Here is a 17,555-nt window from a genome sequence, read left to right as displayed (position 1 = left end):
TCATCACCGGTTAAAGTGATGGGCTCGTGGTCGCGGTGGGATCTGGACGATCTGGGGGGATCGGTGACAAGCGTCGTCTTCGTCCACGGCACGGGGGTCCGGGCCAAGTCGTACGAGAAGAGCTTCGCGCGGGTCGTGAGCGGCCTGGGGCGGGTGAGAGCCGAGATCAAGGTCGCCCGCTGCTTCTGGGGCGAGGAGCACGGAGCCTCGCTGGGGCTCGGCGGGGCGTCGCTCCCGGTGCGCACCAAGAACCGGGGCGTCGGCGGTGACGGCGTGGGCGTCGGCGGTGACGGCGTACTGGACGAGGACGATCCGCTGGCCGTATGGGCGCTGCTCGAGGTGGATCCGCTCGCGGAGCTGCGGGAGTTCGCGCAGGCGGCGCACGACGACGGCGAGGAGACGGGCTTCGTGCCCGGCCGTGTCGACCCCTGGGAGACCGTCGCCGACACGGTGCGCGGGCTGACGCTGGAGCCGGTGGCGCCCGACCCCGGGCAGACCGGTGGCAGCCTGCCCCGGCTCGTCGCGGACCTCGCGCCGCATCTGGAGGAGGCCGCCGACCGCGTGGCCGACGAGATCTCCGGCAGCCTCGGCGGCACCTCGCCCGCCGACGGCATCGAGCCCATCGCGGCCCGCGCCGTGTACGCCCTGGCCGTCCAGCTGGCCGAGGGCCCGTACGGCGACGACGAGCCGCTCGCGGTGGACGGCGCCGACCGCGACACGGTCGTCGGCGCGCTCACCGATCAGCTGGGCGGCACCGACCGGGGCGGATTCGTCGCCGGTGCCGCGAAGGGCGTCGCCGTACGGGCGCTCAACTCCTACCTGTCACCGCTGTCCGCACTGGCCCACACGTTCCGTGGCGGCATCACCACCAAGTCCGTCCCGGCCAGCGGCGACATCCTCCGCTACCAGGTGCGCGGCGCCGGGGTGCGCGCCGCGATCCGGGCGGCGGTGCGCGACGCGGTCGAGTCGGGGAACGGCCCGGTGGTGCTGCTCGCCCACAGCCTCGGCGGTATCGCCTGCGTCGATCTGCTCGCCGAGCCCGAGCCGCCCGCCGGGGTGGAGCTGCTGGTGACGGTCGGCTCCCAGGCGCCGTTCCTCTACGAGCTGGACGCGCTCACCGCGCTGCGCCGCGACGAACCGCTGCCCGGCGCCTTCCCCCGCTGGATCAACGTCTACGACGAGCGGGATCTGCTCGGCTTCGTCGGCGAGAAGGTCTTCCCCGGCCGGGTCACCGATCTGCGCGTCAACACCCGCCAGCCCTTCCCGCGCGCCCACACCTCGTACTTCGCCCACCAGCGGCTGTACGACCTGCTGGCCCCGGAGCTGCCGAAGTGACAGCGGTGGAGCACGACTGGCGCCGCACCCACGCCGTGATCGTGGCGGTCGAGCGGTACAGCGGCAGCGACGGCTGGACCCTCGACGGTCCGGTGAACGACGCGCTCGCGATGCGGACATGGCTGACCGGGCTCGGTGTGCCGCCGGAGAACGTCCGCCTGCTGGCCTCGCCCACGGAGGGCAACAAGGCCGCCGTGGAAGCGGCGGACCGCGACTACCGCCCGGCGGACGGCCCCACCATCCGTAAGGTCTTCATGGAGGAGCTGCGCTCCCTCGACGCGGACCGGTTGTGGATCTACTGGGCGGGGCACGGCGTACAGGCCCCGGGCGGCCGCTGGAGCCTGCTGTACCCGGAGACGCGGGACCAGGACATGCGGGGGCTCGACGCGCAGAACCTGATGACGCTGCTGCGCACCGAGCATCTGCCGAAGCAGGGCGTGGGCCGGGTCACCGTGATCATCGACGCCTGCTGGCAGGCCCTGCCCCTCCGTACCCACATGATGGTCGCCGCCCCGGACGAACTCACCAGGAAGCCGGAGATCAACCGGGCCCGCGAGATCTACTGGATGCGCGCCTGCCGGCCCGGGGCGGTGTCCAAGAACCAGCAGGGCGCGGGCCTGTTCACCTCCGTGCTGTTACGGCAGCTCGAAGCGGCCTCCGCCGGTGGCGCGGTGCCGGACCTCGACCGGGTGTGGCAGGGGGTCCGGGACGAGTTCGCGCGGCTGGGCCGGGACGAGGGCCTGCGGCAGTTCCCGACCGTGCACATCAGCAGGGGGGACGGGAACGGCGAGGACGTCCCGCTCGGCCCGCCCCGTTCGCCGCTGGACGAGCAGCAGCGGCGGGAGCGCGGCAAGCTGATCCACGCGATCGGCGCGCTGCTGGGGGCGGAACCCGGCCGCGCGGCGGAGGTGGTCGTCGGGCTCTGCGAGCAGTTCGCCACCGACCCGCCCACCACGACGCCCCCCTCGGCCGAGGAACTGGTCGACTGGGCGCTGGAGAACCCGCACGGCACCGTCACCCTCCTCGCCGAACTCAGCGCACAGGCCCCGGTCCGCGCGGAGATCCGCAAGGCGTGCCATGTGCTGCAGAACCAGTGGCTGACCCGCGCCGAGTACACGGAGCTGGCCGGGCTGCTGGAGCGGCTGGGGCGGCGGGGGCGGCACGACTTCGCCGAGGTCGCCCGCGACAAGTACCCCACCATGGCCCTGTCGTCCCTCGAACCGGCCGCGCTGGTCGACGACCTCGAAGCCGTGCTGCTCCCGCCGCCGAAACAACTCCCGCAGCTGCTGCGCGTCGTGGAGCACTTCGCCGCGCTCCGCGGGGGAGCGGTCGCGGGGGAACTGCAAGCATGGTCGCTGGAGTGCGCCAAGCGGATCGATCTCGAGGGTCAGCTGCACGAACGGCGCGGTGAAGCGCAGGAGCACGCCGAGCGCGTACGAGCCGACCCGGACACCGTCACGGACGAGGGGGCACCTCCCGGCGGTGGCTGGGGGAGCATCCAGATACGGCTCCACGCACCGAGCGGGGACGGGCAGCGGCGCACCTATGAGGTCTGGTCGCGGCGCGGTGACCACGTCAACTCCCTGGCCAAGGTGGACACGCCCGCCTCGCTGGAGGAGATACAGCGTGGCCTCGACCACCTCCTGAGCGGCCATGCCCGCACCCATGACACGCTGGTGGAGTTCTTCGTGACCCCCACCGACCTGGAACTGGCCGTGCACCGCTGGCAGCTCGACGCCGAGGGGCCGCTGGAGCGTTCGCTCGGCACGGACTATCCGGTCGTCGTGCGTTGCACCGAACTCCGGGAACATCAGCGGCATCTGTGGGAGCGGCGCTGGGAGCGGGCCGGTACGGCGGGCACCGGGGATCTGCACTGGCTGTCCGCCCACTACGAGACGTTCAAGCAGGTCAACGGCGACCTCCAGGGCCAGGAGGACGCTCCGGGCGTGGTGATGACCTCCCCGGTGCGGGCTCGTTCGGAGGTCTTCAACGCCTGTCTGTTCGGCGGAGTGCCCGTCCTCATCTGGCATGGCGAGGCGGAGGGCGCCGCCGCGCAGGCCGAGTTGGAGGCCCTGCTCCGCACCGAACGGCTGAGGTCCCTGCCTCAGCACCTACGCAAACTCCGGTCGGCGAGCGAGGCCGATGAGAGCCACCACGGCAGGCATATGGCCCTCCTGTGGGACGATCCGCACCGCCCGCTCCCCGACCAACTCGACCTGTCCGCACCCTGAAGGAAGAGACGAAGAAGATGGCACAGGACTGGAGGCTCTTCCAGGGCGGCGACACCCGGCCCCACGAGGTGCAGACCTGGCCGCCCGCCCCGCCGTGGCGGCGCTTCGGCGATGACGCGCGGCGCCGGGACAAGGAGCGGCCGCTGCCGTATCTGATCTCCGACGAGGACCGCGACGTCGTCAACATGGCGCTGCATCTGCACCGCCCGCTGCTGGTCACCGGCCGCCCCGGCACCGGCAAGTCGACCCTGGCCCACGCCATCGCGCGCGAGCTGATGCTGGGCGAGGTGCTGCACTGGCCGGTCAACAGCCGCTCCACGCTCACCGAGGGCCTCTACTCGTACGACGCGGTGGGCAGGCTGCGCGAAGCCTCCCTCAAGCGGCGCGCCGACGAGACCGCCGGGACCGAGCCGGACATCGGCGACTATCTGCGGCTGGGCGCGCTCGGCACCGCGCTGCTCCCGGCCGAAAAGCCGCGGGTGCTGCTCGTGGACGAGCTCGACAAGGGCGATGTCGACCTGCCCAATGACCTCCTCACGGTCTTCGAGGAGGGCGAGTTCGAGATTCCGGAGCTGGCCCGGCTGGGGAAGGGGGAGACGGTCCATGTGCAGTACGCCGGCTCCCGGGAGAAGGTCGGGATCACCAGCGGCTGGGTCAGCTGCTCCGTCTTCCCCGTCGTCGTCATCACCAGCAACGGCGAGCGCGAGTTCCCCCCGGCGTTTCTGCGCCGCTGCGTCCGGCTGGACCTCAAGCAGCCCGACGAGGCGCAGCTCCGGCAGATCGTCACCATGCATCTGGGCGAGGAGGTCGGCGCGCGGGCCCAGGAGCTGATCGCCGACTTCGTGTCCCGGCGCAACGAGCGGGAGCTGGCCACCGACCAGTTGCTCAACGCGGTCCGGCTGCGCTCCTCCGGGGTGCGGGTCGACCAGGACGTCCTCGACAAGCTCTTCCGCTCGCTGAACGAAGTCGACGCGCAATGATCGAGCGGCTGTGCGCCCTGCTGGAGGACGCGGGGGTCGAACTCTCCGAGGTGGAGCTGCGCGACGTCCTGTGGTTCGCCGCCACCACCGCCCCGGCGCGCGGCGAGGGGGACGGCGACGAACCGGCGCCGGCCCGGCGTTCCGCCGCCCCCGCCTCCGGCGCGGCCGACGGCGAGGACGAGGCGAAGGGCGCCCAGCGGCAGCCCACCGGGCCACTCACCCCCGGCGAACCCGAGCCGGGACCCCTCGTCCCCGCCGGGCTCTACGCCCCCGGCGTCGCGCGGCCCGCCACGGCTCGCCCGGCCCGCGCCGTCGGCGTCCGGGGCGTCCGGGCGCTCCCCGGGACGCGCCGGCTCTCCCGCGCGCTGCGACCGCTGCGGCGCAGTGTGCCGTCCCGCACGTCCTTCCGCGTCGACGAGACCGCCACCGCCGAGTGGATCGCCGAGACCGGTCTGCCGGACGTGGTGCTGCGCCCCCGCCCGGAGCGCTGGCTGAGCGTCGCGCTCATCGTGGACGACGGCCCGTCGATGGTGCTGTGGCAGCAGCTCGCCGCCGAGGTGCGCGGACTGCTGGAGCGACAGGGCGCCTTCCGCTCCGTACGGACCTACGGCCTGGACAGCGCCCACGAGGACCGGCCGGTGCTCAGGGCGCGCCCGTACGCCCCCGGCGCCCCGCGCCGCACCGCCCGCCAGCTCACCGACACCTCCGGCCGCACCGTGATGCTGGTCCTCTCGGACGGGGTGGGCCCGGGGTGGCGCGGCGGCGCGATTCCGCGGCTGCTGCGCCGCTGGGCCCGCCACTCGCCGGTGGCGGTACTCCAGCCGCTGCCCGCGCGGATGTGGCCGGAGCGCGGTATGCCCACCCAGCGGCTGCTGGTCGACGCGGGCGGCCGCGAGGGCGCGCCGGGCCGCGCGCTGACGGTGCGCCACCCGGTGCTGCCGCGCGGCCTGGTGTCGTACGACGGCTCGACACCGGTGCCCGTGCTGGAGCTGGCCGAGGGCGAGCTGGGCGCGTGGGCGGCGCTCACCGGTACGGGTGGCGGCGGCGGGCCGCTGCCGGTGATGCTGCTGGACGGCGCGGCGAAGCCGGTGGCCGCGCGGGCCACGGCCCATGTCCCCGAGCCGAGCGCCGAGGAGCGGCTGCGCCGCTTCCGGGGCGCCGCCTCGCCCGAGGCCCAGCGCCTGGCCGGGGCGCTGGCCACGGTCCATCCGCTGACGCTGCCGGTGATGCGGCTGATCCACCAGTCGGGCGCGGGCCGCGGCGAGCGCTTCCACCCGGCGCAACTCGCCGAGGTGTTCCTGGGCGGGCTGCTGCGCGGACGGGCGGGGAGCGCGGAGGAGTACGAGTTCCACCCCGGCGTCGCGGACCTGCTGCTGGACGCGGTCCGGACGTCGGACGCGCTGGAGACGGCGGCGCAGGTCACCGAGTTCCTGCTGCGCCGCCAGGGCAGTGGCCCCGAGTTCCGCGCCCGGCTCTCCGGCGACCACGGGGACTCCCGCGTCGCCGAGGAGGCCCGCCCGTTCGCGGCGGCGTCACCGGAGCTGCTCTCGAGGCTGGGGCTGCTCGCGGACGCGACGGAGGAGGAGCCGCCGGAGCGGCCGAAGGCGCCGGAGCGGCAGCCGGTGGCACCGGCCGCCGCCTTCCCGCCCCGCTCCTACACCTCCGAGCACGTCCAGCCGCCGGTGATGGCGGTGGTGCGGCGGATCGCGGCGGACGACGGGCTGCCGAAGTCGGTGCGTGACTACGTCGACAAGATGCTGGACGAAGCCGATGAGCGGAACGAGGAAACCGGCTGGTGGGGGGTGCGGACCCTGCCCGACCTGGCCAAGCAGCTCGTCGACGCCGGGTGGCCGGAGTACGCGGACCAACTGCGGGAGACGGCGCGGGAGCAGCTCGAGGGGCTCGGGTCCCGGGAGGACCTCGAATCCCGCAACCTCCGCGGACATCTGGCGATCACCCTGAACCAGCTCGGGGAGCACGATGAGGCGGAGCGCGAGCTGCGCGCGGTGGTCGCGACCTCGGGGCGGGTGCACGGCGTGGAGCACGACTACACGCTCTTCGCCCGCGGCTACCTCGTCGAGCTGCTGAGCGACGCCGAGCGGGCCGAGGCGGCGGAGGAGGAGTGCCGCACGCTGATCGAGGCATGGGAGCGCCGGGAGGGCGACGACCACCGGCGGCATGCCGAGACCAAGCATCTGCGGCGCGGGCGGCTGCTGTTGGACCTCGGGCGGGTGGCGGAGGCCGAGGAGGAGATCCGGGTCTCGGTGTCCATGGCGCGGGAACTGTACGGGCCCACGCACTTCGACACCGTCAACGCACGCGCCTGGCTGTCGACCGCGCTGCGGCGGCTGGATCGCTTCGACGAGGCGGAGGCCGAGATGCGGGCGGCGGCCGAGGAGTGCGCCGCGGCGGCGGAGTCGGAGGTGGATTCGCCCCTGATGACGGCCCTCTTCACACTCGCCGACCTGCTGAACGTCAGGCGGCGCGATGAGGAGGCGGAGGCGCTCTGGCACGATCTGGTCAACAGGACGTCGGCGGGCCTGAGCCCCACCCACTGGCGGGTGCGCCGGGCGCGCCGCAACCGGGTCGACCGCCTGCGCGTCCTGCGGCGGTACGCCGAGGCGGAGGCCGAGGCCGACGCACTGGTGGAGGAGTCGTTCGCCGCCGTCGGGGAACGGCACGACGAGTCGTTCACCGCGCTGCGGACGCGAGCGATGGTCCTGGACGACCAGGAGCGGTACGACGAGGCGCAAGCGGCGTACCGCGACCTTCTGGCACGGCAGACCGCCGTGCTCGGGGACGGGCATCACAACACCCTCGCCACCCGGCACCAACTGGCGATCAGCCTGGGGAGGGCCGGACGGCACGAGGACGCGCTGGCGGAGTACACCGAGGTGCTCCAGGGCCGTATCCGCGTGTCGGGACCGGACGCCCAGGTGACGCTGGTGGCGCGATACAGCCGCGCCGGGGCCCTGATGCGCGTCGAGCGGGTGGCGGAGGCCGAGCGGGAGTACCGCCTGACCATGGAGGGGGAGGCCCGGGTGCTGGGTCCGGACGACCCGAGCGCTCTGCTGACCCTCGTCCAACTGGCCGGTCTGCTGCGCGACCAGAAGCGTTACGAGGAGTCCGAATCCCTGTTCCGGCGCGTGGTCGAGGGGCGCACGCGATCCGTGGGCGCCGAGGCCAAGGAGACGCTGGCGGCCCGGCACAGCCTGGGCAATGTGCTCAACAAGCGGGGCCGGTTCGCCGAGGCCGAGACGGAGATCCGGGAGACGCTCGCGGCGCGGCGGCGCGTCCTGGGACCGGAGCACGTCAACACCCTGTGGACCCGGTTCAACCTCGGCACCACCCTCAAGGGGCTCGGCCGCCTCGACGAGGCGGAGACCGAATGGCGGGCCGTGCTCGAGATCGGCGAGCGCGTCCTGGGCGATGAGCACAACTGCACGGTGAAGACCCGCGAGGCCCTCGCCGGGCTGTGGGAGCCCGGGGACGACCAGGCGTCCTGAAATATGGCGCGATAAATATGGCGCGATTCGTTCGCGGGGAACGCTGGGCCCCTGCCCCCTGATGAGGGAGAGGGGCCGGGTGAGGGGACGGCGGAGGAGCTGGTCCGTGGCCCCTCGGCGTCCGTGGAGGAGCTGGTCCGCCGCCCCTCGGCAGCCGCGGAGGCGGGCGGTCACCCCTCTCGGCGTGTCGCTCATCTGAGCGTACCCCCTCTCGTTGTATCCAAAAGGCGAGACAATGGGCCATGACAAGGCGTGATTCTCGCCACTCTGATCGGGCCTTCGCTCAGATGAGCGGCAACGGAGGGGTGAACCGGCGGCATCCGGCTGTGCTCACCTCTCCAATGCGTGGCACTCAGTGCCACCCACTTGATGTTCGACACCTCGAACCATCGGTTACGTATAGTGAAATTCCAAGCGTCCACTACGGGCAGAGGGTGGGTGTGCGTTCGAGGTTTGAAGGCATCTCATAGGCGCCTCGTTCGGGCGGCGCACTTTCGAACACGTGGCAGGCGGGTGGTTACAGCCGTATGACGGTGGAGTGGACCTGCTCAGGGGCCTTTGATCTGGGTACGCTCCCCGCCGTCAGGGCAGCCGAGCCGAGGAGATCGAGTCCCGTGCCGGAAACACAAGATCAGCAGAAGTTCGTTTACGACTTCACCGAGGGCAACAAGGATCTCAAGGACCTGCTCGGCGGGAAGGGAGCCAACCTCGCCGAGATGACCAATCTCGGTCTCCCCGTGCCACCGGGCTTCACCATCACCACCGAGGCCTGCAAGGTCTACCTGGACAGCGGTGCGGAGCCCTCGGCCCTGCGCGACGAGGTGAGTGCGCACCTCGACGCGCTCGAGGCGAAGATGGGCAAGAGGCTCGGCCAGGCGGACGACCCCCTCCTCGTATCCGTACGGTCCGGCGCCAAGTTCTCGATGCCCGGGATGATGGACACCGTCCTCAACATCGGTCTCTCGGACCAGTCCGTGGCCGGGCTGGCCGCGCAGGCGGGTGACGACCGGTTCGCCTGGGACTCGTACCGGCGCCTCATCCAGATGTTCGGCAAGACCGTGCTCGGCGTGGACGGCGACCTCTTCGAGGAGGCCATCGAGCAGGCCAAGCACGCCAAGGGCGTCACCGTCGACGTGGACCTCGACGCCGCCGACCTCAAGAAGCTGGTCGGCGAGTTCAAGGAGATCGTCGCCAAGGAGACCGGCCGGGGCTTCCCGCAGGAGCCGCGCGAGCAGATGGACCTCGCCGTACGGGCCGTGTTCGACTCCTGGAACGGCGACCGCGCCAAGCTCTACCGCCGCCAGGAGCGCATCCCCCACGACCTCGGCACCGCGGTCAACATCTGCTCCATGGTCTTCGGCAACCTCGGCCCCGACTCGGGCACCGGTGTCGCCTTCACCCGCGACCCGGCCAGCGGCCACCAGGGCGTCTACGGCGACTACCTGCAGAACGCCCAGGGCGAGGACGTGGTCGCGGGCATCCGCAACACCGTGCCGCTGGCCGACCTCGAGCAGATCGACCAGCGGTCCTACGACGAGCTGATGCAGATCATGGAAACCCTCGAGACGCACTACAAGGACCTGTGCGACATCGAGTTCACCATCGAGCGCGGCAAGCTGTGGATGCTGCAGACCCGCGTCGGCAAGCGCACCGCCGGGGCCGCCTTCCGGATCGCCACCCAACTCGTCGACCAGGGGCTGATCGACGAGGCCGAGGCGCTGCGCCGGGTCAACGGGGCGCAGCTCGCGCAGCTGATGTTCCCGCGCTTCGACGACGAGGTCGCCTCCGGCGACAGCGTCCAGAAGATCGGCCGGGGCATCGCCGCGTCCCCGGGCGCCGCCGTCGGCAAGGCCGTCTTCGACTCGTACACCGCCGTCAAATGGTCGCGCTCGGGCGAGAAGGTCATCCTCATCCGCCGTGAGACCAACCCCGACGACCTCGACGGCATGATCGCCGCGGAGGGCATTCTGACCTCGCGCGGCGGCAAGACCTCACACGCCGCCGTCGTCGCCCGCGGCATGGGCAAGACCTGTGTGTGCGGCGCCGAGGAGCTGGAAGTCGACACCAAGCGGCGCCGCATGGTCGTGCCGGGCCAGGACGGGCTCGTCATCGAGGAGGGCGACGTCGTCTCGATCGACGGCTCCTCCGGCAAGGTCTACCTCGGCGAGGTCCCGGTGGTGCCGTCGCCGGTCGTGGAGTACTTCGAGGGCCGGACACACGCGGGCGCCGACGACGCCGACGAACTGGTGGGCGCGGTGCACCGGATCATGGCGTACGCGGATCGGGTACGCCGACTGCGGGTACGGGCCAACGCGGACAACGCCGAGGACGCCGCCCGCGCCCGGCGGTTCGGCGCCCAGGGCATCGGGCTGTGCCGCACCGAGCACATGTTCCTCGGCGAGCGCCGGGAGAAGGTCGAGCGGCTGATCCTCGCCCACACCGAGGAGGAGCGGGACACCGCGCTGGGCGAGCTGCTGCCGCTGCAGAAGAACGACTTCGTCGAGCTCTTCGAGGCGATGGACGGACTGCCGGTCACCGTCCGGCTGCTGGACCCGCCACTGCACGAGTTCCTGCCCGACATCACCGAGCTGTCGGTGCGCGTCGCGCTCGCCGAGTCCCGCAAGGACCACAACGAGAACGATCTGCGACTGCTCCAGGCCGTGCACCGGCTCCATGAGCAGAACCCGATGCTGGGCCTGCGCGGGGTGCGGCTGGGCCTGGTCATTCCGGGGCTGTTCGCCATGCAGGTGCGGGCGATCGCCGAGGCCGCCGCCGAGCGCCGGAACGCCAAGGGCGACCCGCGGGCCGAGATCATGATTCCGCTGGTCGGCACGGTCCAGGAGCTGGAGATCGTCCGTGAGGAGGCCGAGCGGGTCATCGCGGAGGTCGAGCAGGCCCGGGGCGTGAACCTCAAGCTCACCCTCGGCACCATGATCGAGCTGCCGCGCGCCGCGCTGACCGCCGCCCAGATCGCCGAGTCCGCCGACTTCTTCTCCTTCGGCACCAACGACCTCACCCAGACCGTCTGGGGCTTCTCCCGGGACGACGTCGAGGCCAGCTTCTTCACCGCCTACCTGGAGAAGGGCATCTTCGGCGTCAGCCCGTTCGAGACCATCGACAAGGACGGCGTCGGCTCCCTCGTCCGCGACGCCGCCCAGGCGGGCCGCGCCACCCGCCCCGACCTCAAGCTGGGCGTCTGCGGTGAGCACGGCGGCGACCCGGAGTCCGTCCACTTCTTCCACGAGGTGGGCCTGGACTACGTCTCCTGCTCCCCGTTCCGCATCCCCGTGGCCCGCCTGGAGGCCGGCCGCGCGTCGGCGAACGGGCGGTAGCCGGTAGGGGGCCGGTGGATGGTGACGCCCGCGGCGGGCTGATCCCCTCCCCGCCCCTTCCCCCGCAGCATCGATTTGCGGCTCCGCCGCGTGGGGGCTCCGCCGCGTGGGGGCTCCGCCGCGTGGGGGCTCCGCCCCGGACCCGGGGTCCAGGGGCGAAGCCCTCGCCACGCGGCGGAGCCCGTAAGACCACCGGAGCCGGTGCCGGGAACACCCACCCTCACCCCCGGCATCGGCTCCGGACCTCAAAGGGGGCGGCACCTTGTGCGGAGGTGCCGCCCCCTCTTTCATATCTGTCAGTCGAGGGGCATATCAGGTGAGCGGAGCCAGAGTCGCTGTCCGCCGGGGGACACGGTCAGTCCGAAGTCGCCGGGGTCAGGGCTGCCGTCGTCCACGTATGCCCTGTGCACGGCGGTGGTCTCGTCCCACAACTGGCGTGGGCCGTACTGCCACACCTCCTCCTCGGTGACCGTGGCCGCCGAGCCACTTCGATCGTGGAGCCACATCTGATAGCTGCCGTCCGGCGCTCCGTCGGCCATGACCACGCCCGGCAGTTTCGCGCCCGCGTAGAGCGCGAAACCGAGGCCCGCCATGGTCTCGGCGGGAAGCGCGCCGGTGCCGCCGCGCCGCCCGGTTCCGCTGTCCACCGGGCGGTCCGGGCGAGGGCGCTCCGAGCGCATCGGCATGAACCGGGCACCGCCGATGAACCGGCCGGAGGCCACCCCATCGCCGCCCACGTCGAGCCGTACCAGCGTCCCGGACCAGAAGTCCCCCGCCAGCGGGGCGAGGATGAGCCCGCCCGGCTTGGTCTGCCGTACCCATGCGTAGGGGATGCGGCGCACCGAACAGGTCGCGATGATCCGGTCGTACGGCGCACCGGACTCCCACCCCCGTGCGCCGTCGCCCCACACGACGGCGGGGCTGTACCCGGCCTCCTTGATGACCTTCGCGGCTTGCTCCGCCAGCACCGGATCGACCTCGACGGTGGTGACGTTCCCGCTCCCCAGACGCGCGGCGAGCAGCGCCGCGTTCCAGCCGCTGCCGGTGCCGATCTCCAGCACGCGCTGCCCGTCGGCGACCTCGAGCGCGGTGAGCATGCGCGCCACCATCGTGGGCATGGAGTTGGACGAGGTCGCGATACCCGGGCCGGCACTGCGCCCGTCGTCCACCTGCGTCACGATCGGCACATCCCGGTAGACCAGGTCCCACCAGGCCGCGTCCGTCGTGACGGGAACGCAGGTGGCCCGCTGCTCCCAGATCTCGCCGGGGATGAAGTGGTGGCGCGGGACAGCGGCGAAGGCCGACGCCCATGCGTCCGGCAGTTCACCGGACGCGATGAGGGCTTCCAGCAGCGCCGCGTGACGCGGTCGCCAGTCCTCGGACATGGACCCTCACCTCTCTCGCGGGGGCGGGGTGCCGTCCGGCGGGGGCGGCGGCGGGGGTGTCCACGGCTTGATCGGGGCGGGGTCGCCCTTGCGCTTGTTCTCGACGGTCATAGTTCTACCTCCTGGGTACGGGTGCCGTGCCTGGGCGTCCGGGTTGAAGGCCCGTCCCGGCCGGGCCTGCCGCGTGGCCTGCTCGTAGGCGTGCAGCAGCCGCTCCCCGGTCCCGCACTTGGCGCCGGGCGTCCGGCAGGACAGGCAGCCCGCGGCGTGTTCGATGGCCGTACGCCATGCCTCGTCGGCGAACGGGTCCTTGGCCTCTTCGGCGGTGTGCTCGGGGGCCGTCACCGGCCGTCCCTCCGACCGTCAGTGGCGGTGGCGAGCAGCGCGCGGATCAGCGCCTTGTACAGCAGCCGCGGGTCGGTCAGGTACCCGTCGCGGGTGAACGGGACCCGCCAGTGCGTGCCGGGCCGGGTGAGCCGGTCCACGGGAGGAACGCCGAGGTAGGTGGCGACGCCTTCGACCGCACCGAGGACGTTGACCCGGTAGAGATTCCAGGTCGCGGCGGAGCCGGGGGCGATGAGCCAGTAGAGGGTGTTGCAGCGGTCATTGATGACGGCGCCGGACTGGGCGCCGAGGACGCCGAGGGCGTGCTCGCCGATGTCCTCGGGCACGCGGACCGCGTCCCACCATGTGCCCGCGGGTAAGGCCGCGGTCTGTGGCCCGGTGGGTGGTGTCCACTGCTCGGTGTTGGTCGTCATGGGCGGCTCCGTGCACGGTCTGTGTTCTGACCGTCACATGGTGTCGAGCTGGCGTGGCGTCAAGTTGCACTCCGTTGTGCAACTTGACGGTTACCGTCCGTGCTACAGGCCGATCCAGTTCGAGAAGTCGGCAAGCTCGCTGCTCCGGGACCGTTCACGCGACCGCAGTGCGATGACCGTCTCGCGGGTCGTGGGGTGGTAGCGCGTCTGCTGCGGCGCCGTTCGACGCGCCTTCTGCAGACAGCTGAGTGCCTGCGCCGCATCCCCGGTCCATACGCTGGCCCTGCTCAGGTCCAGCCAGTGATGTCCTGCCCGAGACCGGTCCCACCGCTTGGGGAACCGTACGCCGTCCGCCAGTTGGACCGCCTGGTCGTACTCCTCCAAGTCACAGGCGATCGCGACGGCGTGGACGCCGACGTTCGTCGGACCCCAGCCCACCCCGTAGGCCGCGGTCTCGCCGGTTCGTCGGGCCAGTTGGCGGGCCTCGGTTACGCGGGCTTCGACCTGATCGGGGTCCTTCATCCGGCCCGCGATCACAGCCGCCCGCAGCTGAAGGACACCGGCCATCGCGGCGAGGCCGTGCGGGCTCCGCGCATCCTGGCCCTCCAGGTCCCGGAGGGTGCTGTCCACGACGCGCATGCCCAGGTCGTATCGGCTGGAGGAGAGAGTGGTCTGGGCACGCAGGTAGCCGTACATGGCGGCAAGGCCCGGTTCGTCGGCGCGGGGTGCCGCCCAGTCCAGGCGTTGCAGGGCAACGGTGGCCAGGTCCACGTACCCGAAGGACCAGGCCAGCGTGAAGACGCACCGGAACGCCCAGGCCAGACATTCGTGGGCCTGCCGCTGCTCCTCGCCGCCGGTGGTGTGTATGGCCTGCACGCATTCGTCGATGAGTGCCGGGAGGTCGACCGCCATCGGCAGATACTCGGCTTGTCGCCGCTGCACCAGGACCTTCTCCATGTCGGCACGGATGAGCGCGACCGGACGGGCCGGCACCTGCCAGTCGAGGGGGATGTCCCAGTTCTCCATGCTGACCCGGATGGGCTGTATGACCTCGTCGAGCCGCTCGCGCCGAAGCTCCTGGATGTAGGGCTGGCCGAGCAGATCCGAGGTGGTCACGCTCAGCGCGCGTGCGCAGGCCGCGATGAGCGATGGCGAGGCGGGCCGCTGGCCGCACTCCACCTTGGACAGCAGGGACTTCGAGACGTTGGCGCGCATGGCCAGACCCTGTTGGGTCAGGTCGCGTTCGCGGCGGGTGCGAGCGATGCGTGCGCCGGTGTGTTCCTCATTGCTCTGCGGCATGGTGAACTCCGTTCTGGCCTCGACACTCAGAACGGTACCCGCGGCTGCGGCAGTGGTGCCTCCAACTCGGCCCCGCCACCGCGGCTGACCCGGGCGAGCGCGTAGTAGCCGACCGCGCCCACCACCAGGCCGACCAGCCAGGCGATGTCGGCACCGCCGAGCGGTTCCACCAGCGGGCCGACGTAGAGGCTGCTGTTGACGAACGGCAGCTCCGCGGCGATGGACACCGCGTAGAGGATCACCGTCCCCCAGTTGCACCGTCCGTAGCGGCCGTCCGGTTCGAAGAGGGCGGAGATGTCGTAGTGGCCGCGCCGGACGAAGTAGTAGTCGGTGAGGTTGATGGCCGTCCACGGGATGAGCAGATACAGCAGGAACAGGGTGATGTTCGTGTAGGTGGTGATCATGCTCCCGCTGGACAGGATCGCGAGGACCGCCCCGACCAGGGTGAAACCGATGACGAAGAGCGCGCGGGCGAGGGCCGGGGAGCGCAGGCTGTCCTTCCGGGAGAAGATGCTGAGGGTGGAGAGGAAGGCACCGTAGGCGCCTTCGGCCCCGGCCGGGATCATGGACATCAACAGGGCGAAGACCACCAGGCCGCTGATCGCCGGGTAGCGGTCGGCGAGGAAGCCGATCGCGTCCGCGTTCAGCGCCTTGTCGTTGATCGCGGCGGCCATCGCGCCGATGACCATCGTGAGCGTGCCGCCCACCGCAGAGCCGAGGTAGGTGTACCAGAAGGTGGTTCCTCTGGGGGTGTCCTCGGGCAGATAGCGCGAATAGTCGGAGACGTAGGGCGCCCAGGTGACCTGCCAGGAGATGGAGATCGAGACGGCGAGCAGCACCGTGCCCGGCGTGGCCGGGGAGCCGGAGTTCGGCAGGTGGGCGGGAAGGTGGGTGGCGAGCTGCACGAACAGTGCCAGGAACACGATCCCCGAGAGCACGGAGATCACCCGCGCGGTGGCGTGAATCAGCTTGTAGCCGACCAGCGCGACCAGCAGGTGCAGCACGCAGAAGATCACGATGCCCGTGGGCTTGGGTATGCCGGTCCAGCCGGCCAGTGCCCCGCCGCCCACCAGACCGCCCTCGACGGAGAAGCCCAGGTACATCAGGACGACGATGAAGGAGGGCAGCGCCCCGCCGAGAAACCCGAACTGGGCCCGGCTCTGGATCATCTGCGGAACGCCGAGTTCGGGCCCCTGCACGCTGTGGTAGGCCATGAAGACGCCACCGACCAGGTTGCCGACGACGATCGTGGCGATGGCCCACGTCAGGTCGAGGCCGAGGGTGACCGCCACCGCTCCGGTGACCACCGCGGTCATCTGCACATTGCTGGAGAACCAGAGGGTGAGCTGATGCCACGGCTTGCCGTGGCGCTCGGCGGCCGGGATGTGCTCGATGCCGTGCTGTTCGAGAGTCGGCGCGGGGTCCTGGCCCGGCGTTGGCGCGGGGTCCTGGCGTGGTCCCCCGGTGTCGTTGCTCATCGTGGCTCCTGGCCGAGGCGGGAGGACCGGCGGGCGGCGGCGACCGCGGCCGCGATCTGGGTGAGGGACGAAGCGTGCTCGGCGCGCTGCGCGCGGGGGCCCAGCAGGCTGGACTGTTTGGCGATGACCACGTCCCGTTCGGGATCGAGCCAGAGGTACTGGCCGAAGATGCCGAGGCCGAGGAAGCTCCCGGCGGCGTCGCCGGTGATCCACCACTGATTCCGGTACGAGCCGTTCGGGTGGACCTTACGGAAGTCCGCGTCCGGGACCACCCCGGACGGCGCACCGCCGCGGGTGGCGCGGACCCATGCCTCCGGGACGACCTGGGTGCCGCCGACCGAGCCGTTGTCCAGCACACAGCGCCCGAAGCGGGCGAGATCCCGCGCCGTCGCGTTGACCCCGGCGCAGGCGTAGGGGGTGCCCTCCGGGTCGGTGGTGACCAGGGCGTCGTGTTCGGCGCCGATGCGGGACCAGATCCGGTCGGCGATCACCTCGGGGTAGGGCTGTCCGGCGGCTCGTTCGAGGATCCAGGCGAGGACGTCGGTGGTGGCCGAGCAGTACTGGGTGGAGCGGCCGTGCGGCCGGTCCGGTTCGAGGGTGGCCAGGAAGGCGCGCACGGCCGGGTCCCCGGGGCCGCGCGGGCGCCAGCCGGAGGCGCGGTCCAGCGCCTGCACCTCGGACGCCGGATCACGGTAGTCATGGTTGAACCGGAGCGAGACCGACATGTCCAGGACCTCGCCCACGGTGGCGGTCCCGTACGCCGAGGCGGCGAGTTCGGGCACATAGGACCCGACCGGCGCGGACAGCGTGAGGCGTCCCTCGTCCACCAGGCGGCCGGCGGCCATGCCCGCGATCGACTTCGAGATCGACATCAGGGCGTGCCGCCGGTCCGGCCGCCCCTCGCCGAAGTACCGCTCGAAGACGATGTGCTCCCCGTGGAGCACCACGATCGCGTCGGTCCGGGTTCGCTCCAGGAACTCCGCCACCGTGCCGGGTGCCCCGGCCAGGTCGATCTCGGCGTCATCCAGCGGAAGGGGCGCCTCGGCGAGGGAGCGGTGCTCGCCGCGTCCCCGCGAGATCACGGCCGTCGGCAGGAACTCCTCGACATGGTTGAAGGCCCACCGGTTGACCGGCGGTTCGAGCCAGTCCCCGAGTGAGGAAGGCGGAGAGGCGGGTGTCATCGCGGACATAGGCGGATGCTCCGGGGGAGTCGGCTCTGAGGGGCCTCCATCGTCTTGAGCTCGAAGCATG

Annotated in this window: 11 protein-coding genes; 5 read left to right on the top strand and 6 right to left on the bottom strand. The window is 71.7% G+C overall.

From position 1 onward, the window contains the following. Positions 1 to 63 precede the first annotated feature (63 nt). The 5 genes from NP777_RS48085 to ppdK all read left to right on the top strand — a co-directional run bounded on the left by NP777_RS48085 (position 64) and on the right by ppdK (position 11,384). A complete protein-coding gene (locus NP777_RS48085) occupies positions 64 to 1,335 on the top strand; it encodes a hypothetical protein (protein ID WP_256650729.1) in 1,272 nt (423 codons plus the stop codon). Further along, a complete protein-coding gene (locus NP777_RS15495; RefSeq protein WP_256650728.1) occupies positions 1,332 to 3,566 on the top strand; it encodes a VMAP-C domain-containing protein in 2,235 nt (744 codons plus the stop codon). The genes NP777_RS48085 and NP777_RS15495 overlap by 4 nt, the downstream gene beginning before the upstream one ends. 17 nt (positions 3,567 to 3,583) lie before the next feature. Next, positions 3,584 to 4,546 (top strand): AAA family ATPase, encoded by a 963-nt coding sequence (locus NP777_RS15490; RefSeq protein WP_256650727.1) that lies wholly within the window; start codon positions 3,584 to 3,586, stop codon positions 4,544 to 4,546. Beyond that, positions 4,543 to 8,052 carry an SAV_2336 N-terminal domain-related protein gene (locus NP777_RS15485; RefSeq protein WP_256650726.1) on the top strand — a complete coding sequence of 1,170 codons (3,510 nt, stop codon included), beginning with the start codon at positions 4,543 to 4,545 and terminating at the stop codon, positions 8,050 to 8,052. The genes NP777_RS15490 and NP777_RS15485 overlap by 4 nt, the downstream gene beginning before the upstream one ends. Before the next feature lie 614 nt (positions 8,053 to 8,666). Further along, the gene (ppdK, locus tag NP777_RS15480) at positions 8,667 to 11,384 is read left to right on the top strand and encodes a pyruvate, phosphate dikinase (RefSeq protein WP_256650725.1); all 2,718 of its coding nucleotides are present in this window, start codon (positions 8,667 to 8,669) and stop codon (positions 11,382 to 11,384) included. Positions 11,385 to 11,680: 296 nt separating this feature from the next. On the opposite strand, the gene NP777_RS15475 is transcribed toward ppdK, so the two are convergent. The 6 genes from NP777_RS15475 to NP777_RS15450 all read right to left on the bottom strand — a co-directional run bounded on the left by NP777_RS15475 (position 11,681) and on the right by NP777_RS15450 (position 17,494). Further along, a complete protein-coding gene (locus tag NP777_RS15475) occupies positions 11,681 to 12,769 on the bottom strand; it encodes a methyltransferase domain-containing protein (RefSeq protein ID WP_256650724.1) in 1,089 nt (362 codons plus the stop codon). Positions 12,770 to 12,775: 6 nt separating this feature from the next. After that, positions 12,776 to 13,114, bottom strand: coding sequence for a hypothetical protein (locus NP777_RS15470; RefSeq protein WP_256650723.1), 339 nt, complete (start codon positions 13,112 to 13,114; stop codon positions 12,776 to 12,778). Continuing rightward, positions 13,111 to 13,527 (bottom strand): hypothetical protein, encoded by a 417-nt coding sequence (locus NP777_RS15465; RefSeq protein WP_256650722.1) that lies wholly within the window; start codon positions 13,525 to 13,527, stop codon positions 13,111 to 13,113. Before NP777_RS15465 ends, NP777_RS15470 begins: the two co-directional genes overlap by 4 nt. Before the next feature lie 102 nt (positions 13,528 to 13,629). Continuing rightward, positions 13,630 to 14,826: a helix-turn-helix domain-containing protein gene (locus NP777_RS15460; RefSeq protein WP_256650721.1), complete on the bottom strand. Its 1,197-nt coding sequence runs from the start codon at positions 14,824 to 14,826 to the stop codon at positions 13,630 to 13,632. Between the two features lie 26 nt (positions 14,827 to 14,852). Further along, positions 14,853 to 16,304, bottom strand: coding sequence for a purine-cytosine permease family protein (locus tag NP777_RS15455; RefSeq protein ID WP_256650720.1), 1,452 nt, complete (start codon positions 16,302 to 16,304; stop codon positions 14,853 to 14,855). Continuing rightward, entirely contained in the window at positions 16,301 to 17,494 is a 1,194-nt protein-coding gene (locus NP777_RS15450; protein ID WP_256650719.1) for a serine hydrolase domain-containing protein, read from the bottom strand. The genes NP777_RS15455 and NP777_RS15450 overlap by 4 nt, the downstream gene beginning before the upstream one ends. Positions 17,495 to 17,555 lie beyond the last annotated feature (61 nt).

This window comes from Streptomyces rugosispiralis, assembly GCF_024505145.1.
Classification (GTDB): domain Bacteria; phylum Actinomycetota; class Actinomycetes; order Streptomycetales; family Streptomycetaceae; genus Streptomyces; species Streptomyces rugosispiralis.
The sequence above is the reverse complement of the archived record's forward strand: the minus strand, read 5'-3'. Positions and strand labels throughout refer to the sequence as shown.